The sequence below is a fragment of the Dysosmobacter segnis genome, assembly GCF_014297285.1.
GTDB lineage: Bacteria > Bacillota > Clostridia > Oscillospirales > Oscillospiraceae > Oscillibacter > Oscillibacter segnis.
Map to the genome: position 1 here is coordinate 25,371 of NZ_JACOQI010000014.1, position 19,331 is coordinate 44,701.

General features: G+C 57.6%; 10 protein-coding genes and 1 riboswitch. All 10 genes read right to left on the reverse strand.

Features of this window, described 5'->3' with window-relative positions; genetic code table 11:
• Positions 1–18 precede the first annotated feature (18 nt).
• Positions 19–1,863 carry an ABC transporter substrate-binding protein gene (locus H8Z83_RS13040; protein WP_187015448.1) on the reverse strand — a complete coding sequence of 615 codons (1,845 nt, stop codon included), beginning with the start codon at positions 1,861–1,863 and terminating at the stop codon, positions 19–21.
• 256 nt (positions 1,864–2,119) lie between these two features.
• A riboswitch (cyclic di-GMP riboswitch) is annotated at positions 2,120–2,194 on the reverse strand.
• A 270-nt stretch (positions 2,195–2,464) separates the two neighbouring features.
• Positions 2,465–5,035: a response regulator gene (locus H8Z83_RS13045; protein ID WP_243185004.1), complete on the reverse strand. Its 2,571-nt coding sequence runs from the start codon at positions 5,033–5,035 to the stop codon at positions 2,465–2,467.
• Complete coding sequence (locus tag H8Z83_RS13050; protein ID WP_187015449.1) at positions 5,025–5,825, reverse strand: substrate-binding periplasmic protein; 801 nt, start codon at positions 5,823–5,825, stop codon at positions 5,025–5,027. Before H8Z83_RS13050 ends, H8Z83_RS13045 begins: the two co-directional genes overlap by 11 nt.
• Before the next feature lie 20 nt (positions 5,826–5,845).
• The gene (locus H8Z83_RS13055; RefSeq protein WP_187015450.1) at positions 5,846–8,254 is read right to left on the reverse strand and encodes an ATP-binding protein; all 2,409 of its coding nucleotides are present in this window, start codon (positions 8,252–8,254) and stop codon (positions 5,846–5,848) included.
• Positions 8,255–8,293: 39 nt separating this feature from the next.
• Entirely contained in the window at positions 8,294–10,726 is a 2,433-nt protein-coding gene (locus tag H8Z83_RS13060) for a diguanylate cyclase domain-containing protein (protein WP_187015451.1), read from the reverse strand.
• Positions 10,727–10,853: 127 nt separating this feature from the next.
• A complete protein-coding gene (locus H8Z83_RS13065; protein WP_187015452.1) occupies positions 10,854–11,201 on the reverse strand; it encodes an Hpt domain-containing protein in 348 nt (115 codons plus the stop codon).
• 82 nt (positions 11,202–11,283) lie between these two features.
• Complete coding sequence (locus H8Z83_RS13070; RefSeq protein WP_187015453.1) at positions 11,284–11,772, reverse strand: pilus assembly FimT family protein; 489 nt, start codon at positions 11,770–11,772, stop codon at positions 11,284–11,286.
• Positions 11,769–12,068: a type II secretion system protein gene (locus tag H8Z83_RS13075; RefSeq protein WP_187015454.1), complete on the reverse strand. Its 300-nt coding sequence runs from the start codon at positions 12,066–12,068 to the stop codon at positions 11,769–11,771. Before H8Z83_RS13075 ends, H8Z83_RS13070 begins: the two co-directional genes overlap by 4 nt.
• Positions 12,065–12,742, reverse strand: coding sequence for a hypothetical protein (locus tag H8Z83_RS13080; protein ID WP_187015455.1), 678 nt, complete (start codon positions 12,740–12,742; stop codon positions 12,065–12,067). The genes H8Z83_RS13075 and H8Z83_RS13080 overlap by 4 nt, the downstream gene beginning before the upstream one ends.
• A 69-nt stretch (positions 12,743–12,811) precedes the next feature.
• Positions 12,812–19,312, reverse strand: a complete 6,501-nt coding sequence (locus H8Z83_RS13085; RefSeq protein WP_187015456.1) for a type II secretion system protein — start codon at positions 19,310–19,312, stop codon at positions 12,812–12,814.
• Between the last annotated feature and the right edge of the window lie 19 nt (positions 19,313–19,331).

Genomic DNA, 19,331 nt, shown 5'->3' on the forward strand with positions numbered 1-19,331 from the left:
CGTTTCTTCCATCTATCCTTACCTCAAGCTGATATAGGTCTCAGGCTCCGCAAGAACGGCGTCATCCTGTGCGGCGTATTCGGTCCAAGTATTCCGCACATGAACGTCTCCGCCTTCAAACATGCGGCTTTCATCCGCAAGGAGGGGCGCCATGTGCTTTGCTGCGGCCAGACAGGTCACGGTAAAGGTGTCCTCGTCCCGGACCGCCTCCCCGTCCCGTGTGACCTTCGTCAAAGTAAACGTCCCATGCTCCTCCTGCACTTCCATGGCAATGCCGCTGACCACCGGCAGAGAGCCCCGGTTAAACGGCGTAAAGCCACCCTCACAGCCCTCCACAAAGGCTTTGACGGTCTCCTTCAGCTCGGCGCCGCTCATTTCCTGCTGGTAGGCCAGCAGCCCATTGGGCATGATCATGTACCCGGCCATCTTCTCGGTGTAGTCCGCCTGAAGCACCGAGCCGGTGAAGCTGCTTCCTTCCGCGATCAGCACATCGGTCCCATAGATGCTCCGCAGCGTGTTGGCCATCACGGAAGCGGCCTCATTGCCGCCCTCGGGGCGGAAGGTATTGGAATAGGTCCGCTCCACTGTCAGGACAGTCTCCTCAGAGACGTCTCTTGGCTCACGGAGCTGGCTGTCAAACGCCTTATACGCCTGCGCCGCGCTGTACTTCCCCGCGATCATCTTGGAGACCACGTCCTGCGAAACGGAAAAGAAATCGTTGGAGGCGATGCGGATATACATGTGGTTCTCCTCCACCACCGGCCGCACCTCCTGCAGTGCGTCCGTAAAGCGAAGGGGCACATTCTGACTGTAGCTCAGCGTGTCCTGCCCATTGCAGACGATGTTCTGGGCCTCCGCCGACAGCATCACCTTCAGCACCCTCATGGCCTTTTCCCGGCGCGCCTCATCCTGTTCCAGATCCCGGTTCAGCGCCACCTGAAAATACGGCGTCGTCATAAGCCACTTTTCGCCATTCTCGCCGAAAAACGGCAGGAACACCGTGTCGATGCCCGCCTCCCGGAACAGGCTCACCCCTGCGGAGGAGCCGAAATACATGGCAAGCTGGCCGTTTTGAAACAGCTCGGTAACCGTGTCATAGTTGTTATTCAGGTCCTCTGCAGTCAGATGTACGTCCCGGATGAATTGCTCCATGCGCTCAAAGGCCCCCGGCCACACCGTATCATCCAGGCCCACACGCTCCGTATTGGCGGGGTCGCTGTAAGCGGTGCGCCACTTGCGTCCCGCCGAGGAGGAAAGCGCCGTGGCAGACAGCCCCTGTAAGGTCTCCATACAGGTGTAGTCATAGGAGTAGTCGGCGGTAAAGCCCCGGAGCCCCACGGCCTCAAAGGCGCGGCAGGCGGAAATGAAGCTGTCATAGTCCGTAGGCAGCGGGATCTCATACTGCTCAAACAATCCGCGGTTCACCACAAAGCCGTGGGCGTCCGCGCACACCGGCAGCCAGTTGATGCTGCCGTCCTCATTCATGAAGCTGTTGAGGTAGGTATTATAAACGGTGCCCGCCTCGTTGCTGGTGGAAAGATCCATCAGGCTGTCCTTCAGCGGCTGTGCGTCATGGAGAGAAAACCGGCAGCAGGTGATCACATCCGGCAGCTCGCCGTTTTCGTTGAGGAATTTATAGAAATTCAGATCGTTGTTTCCCACCACAAATTCCACGTCCACATCCGGAAGCTGGGCCTGGACGTAGGGGGCGTACTTTTCATACAGGTTCGCCGTCCACAAATACACCTGGATGGGTTCTTCCTCATCCTCCGCAGTCCTCCCGGCGCAGCCTGCCAGGAGGGAAACGCTCATCGCCAGCGTCAGCAGCAGCGCAGCCATACATCCCCATACTCTCTCTTTCATAGGCTATCGTCCCTCCAAAAAAATCCGTTCCATCCCGCTTGCTTCTGCCCTCAAAAAAACACCTTCAGGACGTGGAACACCACATCCGAAAGTGTTTCGTTCTCAGAATATCAGGTTTTGGACACCGCAAGCACACAGAGAAGTCTCTGCGCAGCTTTGATCGATCCTGCCGCCAAATAGCTCCATGCCTGCCAGCTCCCGCGTTTCAAAAATCCGCAAAGCAGCCGGGTCCAGCAAAAAATGACGGCGGCCCGTCGTCGGCAGCTGGCTGACCCGGTGGGTCCCTTTAGCTTTGCGTCACCGGCTTGCGCCGGGTTTGCCTGCGATTCACTTATAGAAAATAATAACACAGCCTTGCGCGGTTGACAAGAGTTCGTTAAGAAATATCTAAAGAATTTTAAGCTTTTCGCAACCTATCGGGCGTGATCCCGGGGCTTTGAACCGTAATTGAAGGGTCTAAGCCCAAGGCAGACCCTGAAAACGCAGATCCCCTTCGGGGTTTTGCCCGGTGCCGGCAGAAAAAGAGTTCCGTTTTTGCCGATTATGGCAAAAGCGGAACTCTTTTTTGCGCTTTCTGCTCCGGACGTGCGGCTCGGCGGCGTTACCGCATCAGCTCCGACAGAACGCGGAACAGCTTCGGCAGGTCCAGCGGCTTGGCAATATGGCCGTTCATCCCGGCATTCAGCGCGTTTTTCCGGTCATCCTCAAAGGCGTTGGCCGTCATGGCCACGATGGGAACGCTGGCCTTCTCCTTGTCCGAAAGGGCGCGGATACGGCGGGTGGCCTCATAGCCGTCCATCACCGGCATCTGTATATCCATCAGGATCAGATCGTACCGGTCCGCAGGGGCATTCTCCACTTTTTCCAGAGCGATCTGCCCGTTTTCCGCCGTGTCCACCTCGAAGCCGGCCTCCTGCAAAATGGTGGAGGCGATCTCCAGATTCAGCTCGTTGTCCTCCACCACCAGCAGCTTCTTTCCGGAGAAATCCGGTCCTTTTTCTGCCGCGGCCGACGCATCCTCCGCGCCGAAGGGCTTCGCCAACACGCTGCGCAGCTCGGACATAAAGAGCGGTTTCGCACAGAAGGCCGTCACACCGGCCTCCTTCGCTTCCGTCTCGATATCCGTCCAGTCATAGGCGGTGAGAATGATGATGGGCGTCGCATCCCCGATGATTTTGCGGACCTGACGCACCACCTCGATGCCGTTCATATCCGGAATCAGCCAGTCGATGATATAGACGCTGAAGGCGTCCCCCTGCTCCATGGCGTCCTTGGCCCGGATGACCGCCTCCTTGCCGGAGATGGTCCAATCCGGCCGCATCCCGATGGACTGCAGCATCTTGCTGACGTTCAGACAGGTGCCGGTATCGTCATCCGCCACCAGGGCACGGAGGCCCTCCAGCTGGGCGATCTGCTTCGGCTCCTGCTTCTCTCCGCTGACGGGGAACCGCAGTGCCACCACGAATTCCGAGCCCTTCCCGGGCTCGCTCTCCACGGTGATGGTCCCCCCCATCATATCCACAAGGCTCTTGGTGATGGACATTCCCAGACCGGTGCCCTGGGTCTTGCTGACGGTGGAGGTCTCCTCCCGGGAGAACTGCTCAAAGATATGCTTCCGGAACTCCTCACTGATGCCGATGCCGTTGTCCCGGATGTGGAATTCATAGTCCGCATACCCCTTCGGCGCGGTGGGCTCCTCCACGATCCGCAGGCTGACCATACCGCCGGTGGGCGTGAATTTCACGGCGTTGGACAGGATGTTCAGCAGGATCTGGTTGAGCCGCATGGGGTCGGCAATGACCTGCTCATCCACAACATCGATGGTATCGATGAACAGGGACAGCCGCTTGGCAACGATGTTCGACTGAACGATGTCCCGGATGTCATGCACCAGATCCGGCAGATACACCGGCTTTGTCTCCAGGGTGACCCGACCGCTTTCGATGCGGCTCATATCCAGCACATCGTTGATGAGGGACAGCAGATGCTGGCTGGCGGTGGAGATCTTTTTCAGGTAATCAATGACCTGATCCCGGTTGTCAATATGGGTGGCCGCCAAAGAGGTGAAGCCGATGATGGCGTTCATCGGTGTGCGGATATCGTGGGACATATTGAACAGGAACTCCCGCTTGGCGCGGTTCGCCGCCGCCTCATGGCGGACGGCAAGCTCCAGCTCGGCATTCTTCTGCTCCAGAGATTCCTTATAAGCCTGCTCGGACTTCTCCTGCCGGAGCTGGAATTTCCGGGCGGTGCTCCAGCGGAGCCCCAGGACCAGCACCAGGATCAGGATATACGCAGCCAGAGCCATCGTCAGGTTCGGCGAGGTGGCGCTGTCGATCTGCCTGGCGGGAACGTATGCATAAAGATAGTAATTCCGCCCGTGGCTATACATGCCATAGTACTGCCCCATACCGTTTCCGACGTTCACAAATGTCAGCTTTTCCGACTGATTACTCTTTCGGATCGACTGGATCAGCCGGTCGTCGGAAACGTCCTTTCCGATGAGCTCCGGGTCATTGGACGCCTCCACCCGGCTCCCCTTTACCACAAGGAAGGTCGCCACGGTGTCGGCGTCATAGCCGTTCAGCAGAGTTTGGACGGACAGAACGGACTTCTGGGAAAAGGACGCCAGCGTATGGCGGTAGGCCAGCACCGCGCCGGTGTTATTGGCGCAGCTATGTACAGCGATATCGGCATAGGAGCCGTCCTCCAGATATACCCGCTTCACATAGGTCTTCTGGGGATAGCCGATGACGTCAAGGACCGACGCCCGTTCCAGGTCGGTCCGGAGCCGGGCGTAGCCGATGCCGTGCTCCGTGTACTCGCACACCACGTTCCCCTGCTGATCCAGTACGGAAATTCCTGTAAGCCACAGCTTGTCGGCATACACCTCCAGCTCCGCCTCGCTGCAGTCCAGAGAGATCTCCTCCAGCGTCCGAATGACGGTACTGCCCCGCATCAGGCTTTTGGCGACGGCAATATTGTTGTAGTTCACATAGCTGTCCGTCTGATCCTTGATAAATTCGACTGTGGTCGTCAGCCGTTCCTCGCACCGGCGGATATCCACCTTGTGGGAGAAGGTGTACACCACGCTCAAAGCAATGATCCCCACCGCAAGACAGGCATACCAGAACCTTGCGCTGAACATGCTCTGTGTTTTTTCACTGCCCAAGGCTCTCTACCTCCAGATAGGTTTCGGGGTGCTCCAGATATCTGCCGAGGATCTCCTGCAGAGTGCCGTCCTGCCGCATCTGGGCAAAGGTCTCCGTCAGCCTTTGGGCCAGCCCACGGTTATCATTGTTGGAAAAGGCGACGCCGATCCCGGTGACCAGCAGGGGCTTGTCCAGAATACGGAACTCCGCCCCGTAGTCCTCCATATATTGCAGAATGGCCATCTCATGGGCGGCAACAGCGTCCACATAGCCGCAGTCCAGCGCGGCGTACTGCACGCCACGGTCCTCCAGGCTGATGATGGCCCCGAACTCCGGGATATCGGCGATCCGGTGGTGGAGGAACAGATCCTCCGGCTTTCCGGTGGACTGCACGGCAATGGTCTTTCCGGCCAGATCGCCCATGGTGTAAATATCGCTGCCCGCGTCCACGGCGATCACCTGGCGGCTGATCGCGTAGGGCCCGGCCCACTGGTAGTCATACTCCCGGCCGCTCATGGAAAAGCAGCCCCAGATGCAGTCGATCTCGCCGCTGTCCACCAGTGTTTTCTTCTGTTCCCAGTCGATGGTGGTGAACACCGCCTGATACCCCATCCGCCGGAAGGCCTCCGTAGCGATCTCCACATCGATGCCGGTGGGGTCGCCGTTATCGTCCAGATAGACGTAGGGCGGGTAGGTATCGCTGCCGATGATGATCTCGGGGAGTGCGGGTTCCGGCTGCTGTGCGCCGCAGCCGCAGAGCAGCCCCACGGACAGCAGACAGGTCAAAATAAGTGCTGTGATGCGTTTCATGTATCTCGTTTTCCTCAGTTTCAAAGCAATTCCCGCAGCGTTTCCCGCAGGATCTCCGTATTGATGGGCTTGGCAATATGGCCGTTCATTCCCACGTTGAAGGCCTTCTGCCGGTCCTCGGCAAAGGCGTTGGCCGTCATGGCCACAATGGGGATCCCGGCTTTTTCCTTATCCGGCAGGCCGCGGATCGCCAGCGTCGCCTGATAGCCGTCCATATTGGGCATCTGAATGTCCATCAGGATCAGGCCGTAGGTCCCAGCCGCCTCATGCTGATACCGGTCCACGCAGTCGGCGCCGTCTACGGCCCGATCCACCGTAAAGCCCATATCCTGCAAAAATGCGGTGGCGATCTCCGCGTTTAGGTCATTGTCCTTCGCCAGCAGCAGCCGCTTCCCGGTGAGGCAGTGGTCAGACTGCTCCTCCGTCCCGGCGGGCGTCTTCTCACAGTGCGCCTGGTCCGCCAGCTTATGGGTCAGCGTCACAGTGAATTTCGACCCCTTCCCCTGCTCGCTTTCCACGGTGATCGTGCCGCCCATCAGCTCCACAAGGCTCCGGACGATGGGCATACCCAGTCCGGTTCCCAGCACTTTGCCCGCAGTGGTGTTCCGCTCTCTGGAGAAGGGCTCAAACAGATGAGGCAGAAACTCCCGGCTGATGCCGATGCCGGTATCGGCCACCTCGGTACGCAGCGTCACGTGTCCCGGCTGAGCGCAGGGCAACTCCTCGGTGGTGACCGTGACGGTCCCACCGGGTGGGGTGTACTTGACGGCGTTGCTGATCAGGTTTGTAAAGAGCTCCTGCAGCTTTGTAACGTCGCATAGAATATCCAGATTCGTCGCCTTCTGCACTCTGGTCAGTGTCAGATTCTTTTTCCGGGCCTCCCCCTGGAAAACGGCGACGATCTTGCCGACGACATCTCCCACGCGGTTGTAGTCTTCATTCAGTTCCAGCCGCCCGCTCTCGATCTTCGTCATGTCCAGCACGTTGTTGATGATGGACAGCAGCAGGCTGCCGGACTCCTCGATCATCTCCTGATAGTGGAGCAGCTTGGGGTCCGTCAGTTCCTTCCGCATCAGGTGCGCGTAGCCCAGAATGGCATTCATGGGCGTGCGGATGTCATGGGACATATTCAGCAGAAAGGCGGTCTTGGCCTCGTTGGCTTTTTCCGTCGCCTGATAGGCGATCTTCAGCTTCTGGCGTTCCAATTCCTGCCGCTTTTCCTTGGTGACGTTTCTGGTCACATAGAGGATGTGGGTGACCCGTCCGGCTTCATCCCGCCGCTTTTCGATAAACCGGGCCATGTACCAGTTGCCGTTGGTGGCTAAATAATCCATCCCCACCGTATCGGTATCCGCCAGCCGGTCCGGCACCGTGGACAGGTCAAAGAACTGCCGGACCGCCAGCCGGTACTCCGGGTCCACAAAGGTGCTGCACAGCTCGTTCAGCTTCTGCTGGGCCATGCCCCGGTGTCCCGTCAGGCGATGTACGGAGTTGTCGCTGGAGATCTCCTCATAGAAGTTCTTTTTCAGGTCGATCCGGAAAATGGAGAAATACAGCCGGCTCACAGAGGAGATGATCTCGTGATCCAGCTCCGCCTCCTGCCGGGCGGTCTGCGCCTCCCGCAGAGCCCGCTGGAAGCGCTCCCGCGTCTCATGCTTTTCATCGGTGTTGACGAAGATCCCGTCAAAGAACTCCGGGGACCCGTCCGCACGGCGGGACAGGCCGCCGGTGGTGTGGAACCAGTGGTAGGTGCCGTCCTTGTGGCGCAGGCGGTATTCCACGTCAAAGGGCTGCTCCCCCGTGGTATCCTCCACCACCGCTTCGTAAGCGCTCAGGACCCGCGCCTCATCCTCCGGGTGGAGCTGTCTGGTCCACGCTTCAAAGGCATTGGGAAACTCCTTTTCCGAGTGGAAGCCCAGCATCTGCCGCAGCGTGTCGGACCATTCCACGGAGACCCGCTCCCACCGGTCATTGAACGTCAGGTGCCAGGCGCCGGAGGACATGGACTTGTGGATATTCCGAAAGGAGACGATCTGCTCCTCCAGCTTTTTCCGATAGGTGTCCTCCTTCCAGGAGTTCCGCAGAAGCAGGGCGCACTCGCCTGCCTCGTCGATGGGCAGGCAGTCGATATACAGATGAAATTTCCGCGCCTCGTCCTGTGCCTCCAGCCTTGCGGGGCTCTTTTCAAAGGCCGCCGTATAAAACGGTCCCATCCACTCGCTTGCGCCATCCGGGCGCAGCGTCAGGAAGCTGTTGCTCACCAGCTCCGCCCGGGTCCGCCCCGTCAGCGTTTCCAACGCCTGATTGCAGCAGAGAAAGCTCCAGTCTGCCGGGCGGCCGGTCTCATCCAGTTCCACGCGAACAATGCCAAAAGGCAGGGAGCTGTCTTTGAACATGGTGATTAGGGCTTCTTTTCCGCAATTCTGCACCGCAGTCTCCACCTTCCTGTTTCGATTGAATATTCATGCTTATTTATCGCGGATTTTTATATTTTCTTCCATTTTCGGGGGGGGGGTGACATGTTCCCCTTCTGTATAATATTTCTCTTTATTTTCATACATCAGGTAGTCCGCCTGACGGATGGCCTCCGCAAGGGGATGCACGCCGCTGACGCCGCCGATGCTGACGGACAGGTGCAGCTCCGGATACTCCGGAATGACGATCCGGCGGACCGCCTCCCGGATCTCGTTCTGCTTCCGCACAAAAATATGCTCGTCCATTTTGGGAAACAGCAGTAAAAATTCGTCGCCGCCGTAGCGGATCAGCGTATCCGTACTGCGGATGCAGGAGTGGATCGCGGCGACAATGTCCCGCAGGACGGTGTCTCCGGTTTGGTGGCCGTAGGCGTCATTTACCTGCTTGAAGCTGTCCACGTCGATGATCGCCACATGCTCCATGCCCTCCAGATGGGAGCGGTAGGACTCAAAATACCGCCGGGCATAGGTGTTCGTGAGCGGGTCCATGAACAGCTCCATGTTCTCGGCCCGGCTGTGATCCAGCAGGAGCCGGGTGCCGTTGGCGTCGATCCAGCGGCCCTCACTCAGCTTGGACAGCATTTCCAGCACACAGGGCATCCCATTCAGGCACAGGTATTTGGAAATGACGAAGTACATATCCGTATTGGTAAATTCCAGCTTGTTCAGGGTCGTTTTCTGGGCGAGTGCCCGGGAGGAAATGCAGTTGGCGCAGCTGCGGCCGTTGTCCCAGAAGGCCGCGCAGTGGCTGCCGTTGGGATGGAGAACGCCCTGCTCGTCCAATTCCAACACGGAATTGGTAGTGGGGTCTACGAGGCGAACAACATCGAATACCATTCTCAGACGGCGCATCTCCGCCGCGAGGGCCAGCGTGCCGTCCTCCGTATTCACGTCCGCAGCCGACAGCAGCAGCGGCTTTTTGACGGAGAGCTGCGGGTCCACCAGTTGACCCACGGCGCCCACATAGTGCTCCGGCTGCCGGTCGGACCACAGCGTCCGCACCCGCAGGTCGCACCAGTGATGCTCCGTGCCGCAGGGCAGCAGCAGGCTCACGGAAAATTCCGGTGTTTCCTTGGTCGTGGCAGCCATCGCCTCCTGCAGCCGGTGGAAATCCTTCTGACTCAGGCGGCAGAAGCACTCCGGGTGAGCAGCGTTCTTCACCGTATGGCGGTACTGGGGCGGTTCATCCCAATTGGTGATGTCCGCCAGACCGGAAAGCGCATCGAACTCAAACTGGATCCCGCCGCTGCAGGACGCGAAGAAGTCGATGCGCTCCTGCAAGGACTCCAGTATCCGCTGCACCCGGTCATTCCGCGGCAGATCGGCCCGGGCCAGAAGCTCATCGGACAGCCGGTTCACCTCCAGCCGGTAGGGATCTCCGTCCAGCGGGACATGGGACGTAATGCGGAGCCGGGGCGATACGTCCGCCAGACATTCCAGCAGCAGCGGATTGAAGGCGCCGCACTCTCCGCCCAGGATCATGGCGATGGCCGTATCGTGGTCAAAGGCTTTTTTGTAGCACCGCTCGCTGGTCAGCGCGTTGTAGACATCTGCCAGTGCCACCACCTGCGCGGCGATGGGGATCCGTTCTCCCCGCAGCCCGTCCGGGTAGCCGTGGCCGTCCCACCGCTCATGGTGCCAGCGGCAGATCTCCAAAGCGTAACGGAACAGCGGCTTTTCCTGTCCGAAGGTCATCTGCTCCAGGATCACCGCGCCGGCTGCCGCGTGGGTCTTCATCACAGCGAATTCCTCCGAGGTCAGCTTCCCCGGCTTATTCAAAATCTCCTCCGGAATGGTGATCTTGCCGATATCATGGAGGGCGGAAGCCGTTTTGATCAGGGCGATGTCCTCCTCGGAAAGGTGGTAGGCCTTCGTCTTCTCTACCAGCCGGCGGAGCAGCAGCTCCGTTATGCTGCGGATGTTGCGGATATGGTCGCCGCCCTCATGGTTGCGGAACTCCACCACATGACTGAGAATTCCCACCATCAGGTTGCTGTTTTCCTCTTTTTCCCGGATCTGGTCGGAAACCAGATACATCAGCCGCTTCTGGTTGGCATAGAGCTTCAGGGTATTTTCCACGCGGTGGCGCACGATAAAGGTGTCGAAGGGGCGGCGGATATAGTCCGTAACGCCCATGGCGTATGCCTGCTGAATGGCCTGATTGGTCTCATCGGTGGAGATCATGATGACCGGGATCTCATCGATCCACCGGAAGCGGTTCATCTGCTCCAGCACCTGAAAGCCGTTCATCTCCGGCATATTGATGTCCAGCAGCATCAGATCCACCGTCAGCTTCTTTTCCATCAGCCGGACAGCCTCCCGCCCATTTTGAGCCTCAATATAGTGATACTGCTCTCCCAGGATCTCCATCAGCATCATGCGATTCAGTTCCGAATCGTCAACGATCAAGACCGTCTGTCGTTCCATACAGCCATCCCCTCCTGCTTCCGCTTGCAAAAAAGCGTGTCAATGTCCGCTTTTTGTTTTCGTATATTCATGCACCGCAGGTCTTCGCCGCGATGTACCGCGGCGACGGCCTGCTTCCCTCCCCCGGTCAGTCCACTGCCCGGAGAAGCTCCACCGTTCTGTTGTACGCCTGCGCCAGCTGGTCGTAAAGTGCTTCGCTGCCGTCCAGCCGTCCGGCCCGCAGCAGCTCTGTCAGCTCGCTGGCCGGGGCGGTCAGATGGGAAAAGCCCAACGTCAGGCACAGACCCTTAATGGTATGCGCCGCCCGGAACGCCGTTTCCACGTCGCCCTGTTCCAGTGCTTTCGTCAGTTCCGCAAAGCTCTTGTCCTCCGGGAATTTCACGGCGAACTTCCGGATCATGGCTTCGCTGGGAATTCGCTGGAAAATCTCCTCAAAATCCGCGCCCATCGCCTGATAACACTGCTTGATCGTCATTTTTGTGCCCCCATATCTGCTGTCAGCATTTTTATGAATGCAGCATTGTAACCACCGGCATAACCGGTGGTTACAATGCTGTCTAATTCGTCTCCTGATTGATCTGCTTCACTTGAAAATCGGCCTCGGCCAGCTTGGTGTCCCGCCGGTCCTTGATTTGGAATTTAACGGTAAAAACTCTTTCCGTACCATTATATTCTACGGAAAAATCTTTGACCTTCAAGCCCTCCGGATAGGCGTATGCACCCAGGAATTTATTTTCTCCCAGATACACCTGACCGCTGTCAGAATTCAGGGTAAAAATCTCGTTAGCCGCACCTTCCACATAGCCCACGCCCTGAATAAACACCGTGTTGTCGGTCTCCACCGTGCAGTAGCGCAGCTTGTCGCTGATGGCGGTGGTCAGCGTGGAGCAAAGCTCCTGGGCCTGAGAGTCCGCCATGGAAATGCGGAAACTCCGCACCGCAGCATTGGCTCCCACCGCCACAAGGCTGCTGAACAGCAGCACGATGATCACCGTGCAGAGCATCTCCGTCAGGGTCAGGCCGTTTTGATTCCGCAGTTTTTTCATGACCCGGCCCCCGTTTTATCGTAGCTGTAATAGTAATAGCCGTTGTTTTCGTAGAGCGACACCGGGCCGGAGCCGGTTTTTTTGCCGTTCGCTTCCTCTCCGGTCAGCGTGACTGTCGGAGAATTTTTCGATGTTGTTGCATACTGGAACATAACATTCGTGTTCCGGGTCTTGGCGTTGATCTTTTCCGCTGTGACCACAGACGTGGCCAGAATGCCAAAGGCCAGCACGGCGATCAAGATGGAGACCAGAGACTCCACCAGCGTTTCGCCCCGGTTATTTCTCAGCTTGTTCATGGGCCTGTCACCTCGATCCCTTTGGTGATCCTCTGCGGCTCCCACTTGACCGTGGTCTTGTAAATATACGAGTCGACATCTTCGCTGGAGTAGGATTCCGACTCCTCCGCTTTTGTCAGCGTTCCCTGCATGGTCAGGGTCATGCGGCAGTCATCCGTCTTACCCTCTTCCGGCTTCAAATACAGCTGCACCTGAATTTTGCCGTCCTTCTGTGCGGAAAAGGCAGCTTTCACCGTCCGCAGGCTGGTGTCATCGTTGATCTTCAGATTCACTTCGATGGTATCGTTGAAAGCCTTGAGACTGGCATATTCGTTATTATCGTTGCCATTCTCAATGCAGGCGGACAGCCATTCGCCCATGATCCCCTTGGGGGGGTCTGTTACCTTGGCTTTGCGTGAGACCGTATACCCTGTGATATTCCCCTCTGCATCTTTCAGCGCGGTATGGGTCTCCGTCATGATCCGTTCATACGAATCCCCCGCAATGCTGTCCCGGATCAGCTCCGCCGCGGAGCTGACCGTCAGGTAGTTCTGCTGGGCTTCCCGGTCGCTTTTCATGTGGTGGGCGGCGCTGACGGCAGCCGTCAGGATCGCCGCGCCCACCGCCATGGCCAGCAAAATGAGCAGGAGGGCCATCAGGATCGTAGCGCCGCTGTTGTTTTTCAACTTTTTCATCCGGATCGCCCTCCTTTCCTCTCATTTTTCCGGAAATTCCGACGGCAAACGCCGTCCCATTGTGTTTGTTCAGCCTCCGCCGCTTGTTCCCTTGACCGTTACCGGCAGGATCGCCGTGGCGGTGTAGTTCTTGCCGCCCACTGTGCAGGTCGCTGTGATGCGGAGCTCCGTTTCTCCCGTGGCAACGCCCGTGACCGTGATCTTGCCGTCAGCAGGCTGCTCGGTGACCGTCGCCACCTCCTGATTATCGCTGGTGACTTTCCAAACAGCCGTACAGAGTTTGCCCTTCTTGTCAACAGCCTTGAGCTGGATGATCTCTGTGCCTTCTGGGTTCAGTTCAACGCTGTCCTTTTCCAAGTCCACCTTCAGATCAGCCGTGACCGTGACCATCAGGCGGGCGATGTAGCTGCCGTACTTCGCAATCACCTCGGTCGCGCCGGTCCCTACGCCCGTCAGCGTGACCGCAAAGTCGCCCTTGTTGGGCTCGACTGTGATTGGGACAGCCTTTGCCTTGACCACGCCCTCGGGGCTGTAAGTAAAGGTCGGCGGTTCCGCCCCTGTCCCCTCGGGTACATTGAACAGATTCAGTTTCAGTTCCTTCGTGGCCCCGGAGGACGGCACATAGTCCGCGATCAGGTCCAGAGAGACAATGCCCTCGCTCCAGAGCATACCCACCTTGGGCCACGCGCCGTAGTGGAGGTTGACCTCCTTTGCCCCGGTGCTGTCCGTTCCCCGCAGCACGGTGGGGAAGGGATAATCCTGCCCTTGCAGAGCCGCGTCGCTGCCGGGGAAGCTGTACTTACCGTGGATCGAGGAACCGCTTTCCTCGTTGGTGACCCAGCCGAAAGCCTTGCCGCCGTTCCGATTCAGCGCGTCCAAGAAGGTTTTGTAGTACGCCGCCGGGCTTTCGTTTTGAGTCTGGATAAACTTATCCTTGCCGATCTGGTTGGACATCTGCTCGTAGGTCAGCGGAGTCAGGCCGTTGATGTGGTAGATATTTGTCTTTGCGCTGTCCCAAGTGTACTGCCCCAAATAGTCCAGCTTGCCCTTCAGCATATTATCCCGGTTCGTCTTGGCCAGATCCGAATCTTCGCCCAGCAGGTCAGTGAGTGATCTTTTCCCGCTGGCATAGAATTTCGGCAGTTGAGTGAAATCAATCTTCGCGCTGCTGTCAAGATAATAGCAGTTGGTGATCGTCATGCTATCCGCCTGACCGTACCGGTCCGCCACGCTGCCGATGAGGGAAATAGCGGTGATGGTACCTCGCATCGCCGGGAAAGTCATGTAGGTGTAACAGTTCTCAAAGTTCGGGTTGCCGTCCTGCGATTCGCCGAAATTCTTAAAGGTAGACGAGAAGCCGCTGCCGCCGATGCCTCCCAGGTAAACGAAGGTAGCAGGGTTTTTATCCCAAGAATTATCACCCTGTACAACCTTTGCCGGAGTTCCTTTGAGGCCCACAAGATCCGTGAGTTTTTTGGACACAACACGCTCCTTGAGCGTATTCTCACTGACCTCAATTTTGCCGCCGGTATAGCAGTTGCTCACCTTGCCCCGCACGCCGCCTACCAAGCCGCCCACGCGGACAAAGTTGCCCCATTTCGGCGCGACCAGTTTACTATCTTTATCCAGGTGCGTGCAGTTGATCTGAATGTCCACCACAGCGGAGCATCGGTCCAGCTCAAGGCTGGAAACGCCGATCAGACCGCCTACCACCGCCTCGCCGAGCCCCAGTTTGTTTTGGCTGTTGTCCTGGATCTTATAGCCCGCGATGGCACAGTTCTGGATCACCGCTTCGCTCGTTTCGCGTTCATCCGCATACTCATAGGCGATACCGGCCAACCCGCCCAGTGCGTAGGCACACTGATTGTCCGTTACAATCGAGCTGCGCTGGATGATGCCGCCGTTGTCGCTGTAAAGCACGATGTTTTCGATCGTCGCGCCTGCCGTGGTGCCGAATACGCCCACATTGTAGCAGTTGGAATTGATGGCGATGTTTTTGATGTAGTAGTTCCCGCCGTCGTACTTCCCGCCGAACCACGCGTAGAGCGTAACACTGTAATTGTTCTCATTCACACCTATCGCTCCGGCGATGGGGTGGAACGGAGTGTTCTTTTCGCCGTTCGTCGGGTTTTCCATGTCCACGCCGTTGACGTCATGGGTCTGTGTCCAGCTCCGCTGGGGACGAGCATTCTCCGCACTGGCCCGTGATTGCTTACTATCCATCGTTTTGTATTGCAGATAGGGGAACTGCGGATAGGTTTCTGAGGTCACCGGGCGGTCCGTTCCGGTATTAAATCTGAAAGAATATTTCCTCGTCCTGTAATTATATTCTGATGTAACTTCACAGCTCCAGTTGATGAATTGGAGCTGCTTCACGGAGCGGATCTGGTACGGCTTTTTCGTGGTGGTGGTCGTTGTCTTGCCGAGGTTCTGCTCGTTGTTTCCCACATCCTCGACCGGGCAGTAGGAATCTCCGAAGAAGGGGCACACCGCATACTCATATGTCTGCGTCCCCTGCTTCAAGGTCCATGTGCCGTTGGCGGCAAGTGTAAATTTGCCACTGATGATGTCGGTCTCTGCCAACAGCCGCAGGCCGTCTTTGCCGTCGGTCCGATAGCAGGTGAAGTTGTAGCCGGACACCTGCTTGGCAAGCTCTTTTTTCGCTTCGGCGTTTTCTGCTCCAAGGACAAAGTTGCCGCTCGGCGTCAGCTTCCCACTTGTTTTGTCCTTGCAGTAGTAGCCGTAGCCGAAATCGGTGATCTTGCCGCCGTCATCGTGGGCGGTGCAAAGGCTGCTGCCCTCCTTGCGGACACCCTTTGCGTCAAAGCCGATGTAGGAGAAGTGATAGCCGCTGTTGGCGCCGCCCTCCTCCTTTTCCCAATAGACCATGCCGATGGTTCCCATGTCCGCCGAGGTCGGCCAGTCGCCGTAGTGGACGTGCTTCTTGTCCGTGGCGGTGACGCTGCTGGGATAGGGGTACGCGGTCTCAGTCCCCTCGGTATTGGGATGGTTTTTGGTCTCAGCCACCTTGCTAAAGCCGGACAGCTTCAACTCCTTCATTTCCTCGTGGGTCTTCTTCTCCGCGCCGGAAGCTCCCGGCTCGTAATCGTACAGGCGCACCGTCCCCGCGAAGGTATAGGTGCCGCCGCTGAGGTAATAGCAGTCGGAAACGCTGCCATGATCCGACGTGAAGCCGTTGACCTCCGCGCCCGTCACGGCGCTCAGGGCCGTGGCGCAGTAGCTGTTGCGGATGGTGCCCTGATTGTCGCCCACAAAGCCGGAGATCATGGCACTGCCGCGTATCTCCGTCAGTTCGATGCTGCCGAGGGCGTAGCTTTGGCGGATGTAGCCGCTGCCGTCGTTCATACCCACCAGACCGCCGGCACAATAGCTCCGGGCATAGGTGCTGGTGCCGGTGATGCTGGGAATATCGGCGCTGCATGCCTGGATCAGGCCCTCGTTGCAGCCCACCAGACCGCCGAGGTAGTAGGTGCTGCCGCTGTAGGCGCTGCCGGACAGCCGGTAGCCGGAAACGGCGCAGTTTTTGATCGTGCCGCTGTTTTTACCGGCCAATACGCCTGTATACACCGTTTTCCACTGGACATTGCCGCCCAATTTGGAGGTGGGGGCTTTTTCCAGCGGTTCCTCCGTTGTCACGACGATGTTCTCCAGCGTTCCCTCCGTAAAGCCGAACAGGCCGACGGCAAGGCCGTCCTTCCCGCTGGCAAAGGAAACGCCGGTGATGATATGACTGCCGCCGTCATAGCGGTGCTTAAAGGGAGTGGCTTCTGTCTGTCCGATGGGAGCCTGCTCCGTGACCGGTTTCCCGCCCTTGCCGTACTTTGTCCAGACATAGGTGCTGTAATCAATGTCCCGCTCCTGCTGGAAGGCGGCGTTTTTGGGCAGAACCTTCTCGTCGGCGTATTTGTCGTAATATGCGCTCAGGTTATTGAGCTGCCGCGCCGTGCGGATGCTGACGAATTCCGGCTTTCCGGCTTCGGCCGTCAGCGCAGTCTTGGCAAAATGGGGGTTGTAGTAGTATGCCTTGCCCGCCGCGCTGCCTACCGTCAGCTTCGTGTAGAAGTTCGGCTGCCCATCGACCTGCGGCACCCCATCGACCTCCTGCACCAGATCCGCAGGCAGGGGAAGCAGACAGTAGGTCTTTTTTGTGCCGTCCTTGTCGGTGACCGTGATGGTGATTGCGGTGGCCGAATTCAATTCATAGGGCTGGTCATTAACTGTCACGGTTACCTTGTCAGCAGGCAAGTTTTTCTCATAGACTACGCCGTAGCCGTCGCCCTTCACCGTTTCCGTCGCGGACAGCGCCTCAACGTTCGCGCCGAAGAAGCCGTAGTCGTCCCCGCCGTACCACTCGTAGTACACCAGTGCGCCGTTTTCAAACTCCGCCTTCCAGTCACCGTAATGGGGCAGGTTCTTCAGCTTGGGATAGGAGTACAGCGTCAGGCCCAGACCTTTCATCAGGTTGTAGGCATAGGTATCGCTGTTCTTTCTGGTGAAGGCATTATTAGAAGAGTCAGAAGCGAACAGCTTTTCCGCATCCGCGGCGTTCAGCTCATGATAGTATTTCTCTTCGCCGATGGTAGGTTTCGCCGATCCGCCGAGATAGTACACATTCTTTGGGGAAGTACCGCTTCCCCCGCCGCTGGTATTGGCTGCCGTTCCGTATGTCAGGCTTTCTCCCGTCAGCGTCGCGCAGGCGCTGTATACATTTTCCAGTTCATTGCCGGTCAGGTCGCACGCTACAAGGCCCGCAGTAGTTTTGCCCACCAAGAAACCGGCGGCATAACAATCTGTGATTTTTAACGTTGCCGTAGCAACAACTCGCCAGCCAATCAAACCGCTGGCATAACCTGCATCCGTTTCAGTGGTATCCGGATCACTGTAAAGGTAGCAATCTGCATAGGAGTGGTCAAGAGAAATCCCTCCATGCCCTATGCCCACCAGACCGCCGGCAGCGGTTTTGCCCCGGATGACCGTGGCAGCCAGACTGTTTTGGATCGTTAGCGGTTTTTCCTCTGTGCTGCCCACCAGACCACCGGCCACCTTGCCGTCGATCCGCGTGTGCTTCGTGAAGATCTCGTCTCCGGGAATGTTTTTGTCCTTGACATTTTTCAGGTACACCTGACAGCCGTCGATCGTTGTCGTGCCGTTCAGCTTTCCAACCAAACCGCCGACATTTCCGCTGCCCTTAATCTGGGCGTCGGCCAAACGGATATTTTTCAATTCACCGGCAAAGGTCTCGAACAGGCCCGCATCGCCGGTCGTGTCGGTCGTGTCGACCGTCAGGTCATAGATCACCGGGCAATAGCTTCCGATCTCACTGTGATAGCTGTTGATTTTAGGATTCACGAGAGGCACAAAGTTCTGGGTCGGATAGAGAACACCCCAGCTATCGTTTTCATCACTCTTGAATTGGATATCCCGCTCCTGCATCGCGGCGGTGATTGCGGGCGTCTTGCTGTCGGTTCCTCGGTTTAAGCCGGAGTTCTCCTCCAGATTTTGCAGATGCCGTCCGTACTTGATCACCGCCGTCCGGCCGGTTCCGCCGAACCCGCTGGCATCATCCCGGACCTCCGCAAACAGGCTGTTGGTGGTAACGGTCTTGGAGGTTCCCTGGATTTGGTTGTTATTTGCATCCTTTACCCGGATCGTCACCGTCAGGTTTTCGCCGGGGATTAGATGCTTGCTTGTCTTAGCATCTTTAAAGCGGTCCTGCTGTCCGAAGCGCAGATTTTTTCCCGCACTGAGATTATCCAGCACCAGCGTTGCCGTGCGGATGCCTTTTTCCGTTTTTACGGTGTCCCCCGTATTGGTATCGGTTTTAATTTCAAATTCCTGAACAGTGTTGTCGGACTCATCCTTGATGACGGCATAAAATTGCAGGTTATTTCTGGCGCTGACCTTGCAGGAGGCCACCACCAGCAGCTGGTCCTTATTGATGACATCCACCGTAAGGTCCAGGCTTTCGGTCGCCGCCGCGCCCACGGAGTCGCCGCCGTAGTAGCCGACCTTAGCGCCATTCTCCAGACGCTTGTCGCGGTAACGCAAATCATTGAATCCATCCGGCGTGTACTTCATGTCCTCCCGGCTGAAAAACACCGCGTAAACGCTGCCGCTGGAAGGATCGAACTCCACTACCCAGTTGCCGTTCCACAGGTCCGCCTCGGCCTCCGTCTCCGGATAGATCCAGGAAGCGGCGGAATCCTTGTTGTTCTTGTCGGCAGAGGTCACATAGGCCAGCGTGGTTTTCTTGTATTTATCCTTCTCTGCGTCCTTGGGGATCATGTTCATCAGCTCGGCAGCGCCTACCATGCCGGTAGGTTGATAATAGCTGTCCTGACCGACAGCCTGAAGCCGGGTCATCCGGTTCTGCACGGCGGAGAAGATCATCTCCGCCCGGCTGTCCAGCTCCGTCTGCCGAAGGTTTTTCTGAATTTTGGAGATCGGGATCATGGCCAAGGCAAACAAAATCACCAGGATCAATACCGTCACCAGCATCTCCATCAGCGAAAAGCCGCGCATATTGTTCCGTGTCGCCTTGTTCTTCATGGGGGTCCCTTTCTCCTCC

Bases quoted from the DNA above. Each gene is read 5' to 3' on its own strand.
- H8Z83_RS13040 (WP_187015448.1), bottom strand. From the start codon at position 1,863: ATGAAAGAGAGAGTATGGGGATGTATGGCTGCGCTGCTGCTGACGCTG.
- H8Z83_RS13050 (WP_187015449.1), bottom strand. From the start codon at position 5,825: ATGAAACGCATCACAGCACTTATTTTGACCTGTCTGCTGTCCGTGGGG.
- H8Z83_RS13060 (WP_187015451.1), bottom strand. From the start codon at position 10,726: ATGGAACGACAGACGGTCTTGATCGTTGACGATTCGGAACTGAATCGC.
- H8Z83_RS13065 (WP_187015452.1), bottom strand. From the start codon at position 11,201: ATGACGATCAAGCAGTGTTATCAGGCGATGGGCGCGGATTTTGAGGAG.
- H8Z83_RS13070 (WP_187015453.1), bottom strand. From the start codon at position 11,772: ATGAAAAAACTGCGGAATCAAAACGGCCTGACCCTGACGGAGATGCTC.
- H8Z83_RS13075 (WP_187015454.1), bottom strand. From the start codon at position 12,068: ATGAACAAGCTGAGAAATAACCGGGGCGAAACGCTGGTGGAGTCTCTG.
- H8Z83_RS13080 (WP_187015455.1), bottom strand. From the start codon at position 12,742: ATGAAAAAGTTGAAAAACAACAGCGGCGCTACGATCCTGATGGCCCTC.
- H8Z83_RS13085 (WP_187015456.1), bottom strand. From the start codon at position 19,312: ATGAAGAACAAGGCGACACGGAACAATATGCGCGGCTTTTCGCTGATG.